At 32.7% G+C, this 947-nt stretch carries 1 protein-coding gene; it reads left to right on the plus strand.

Annotated elements, in window-relative coordinates:
* On the plus strand, window positions 1-947 hold a 947-nt coding region (locus CYP28_RS06070), incomplete at both ends, for a DHH family phosphoesterase (RefSeq protein WP_141090918.1).

A 947-nucleotide genomic window follows, 5' to 3' on the forward strand; every position in this document is an offset into this window, starting at 1 on the left:
GCTTAAAAAAAACGAAGGTAATGGTAAATTTAAAATACCAGTAGGCAAAATTGACTGCTTTTATGAAAATATTCTCGACAAAATCAAAAATGGTAAAGGCGTTTTAATATATTCAGACTATGACGTAGATGGCATTTTCTCTTGCGTGATGATGATCGAAACATTACAGCACATAGCAAAGCAAGAGCTAGATAAAGACCCTAATAATACTAAAATCAAAGACTTTTTTGAGAAGCTTAGATTTAAAATACCAACAAGAACAGAGGGCTACGGAATAAGTGCTGACTATATCAAAGCAGCCTTGAAATCAAATATTATTGACTATATTATTACTTGTGATAACGGCACTCAAAAAAGTGTTGTTCCGATCGTGACCGATGAAAACTACAAAAATAAGGTATTTGTATTTGATCACCATGCAAATGGGGATTTTGGTAATTATGACAATATACTAAATCCAAATACAGACGGCAAAGTCGAAATTTCAACTGGTATTTTGCTATACCGATTTTTTGAAAAGCTATCTAGTAGAAAAAAAATAGAGTTACCAAATTTAGCCGATCTTGCAGCCTTCACGGCGGTAGCAGACGTTGCTTCTCTTGATAGTAATAGAGATATAATAGAGCAAGGCTTAAACATCATCAACAACGCTGGCATAAGCTATACCAATGCCAGCAAAGAGATAGACAAGTTAGGAGAGAAAGTTGTAAGCCAAATAAGACAAAATGATACAGAAAAGGCCTACAAAAATATTGCTAAAATTGAAAAATTAAATGAAAAGCAAGGTCAAATTTTAGAGCTTGCCAATCTTACAAGACCATTTTATAAAAAGCTTTTTCAAAATAGAGAAAATATAACCACAAAGGATCTATCATTTTCTGCTATCCCTTTAATAAATGCCTTGAATAGACTAGAAGCAAATAGCAACTTTTTAGTAAAGATGCTTC

The organism is Campylobacter concisus, from assembly GCF_002914195.1.
GTDB classification, from domain to species: Bacteria; Campylobacterota; Campylobacteria; order Campylobacterales; family Campylobacteraceae; genus Campylobacter_A; species Campylobacter_A concisus_M.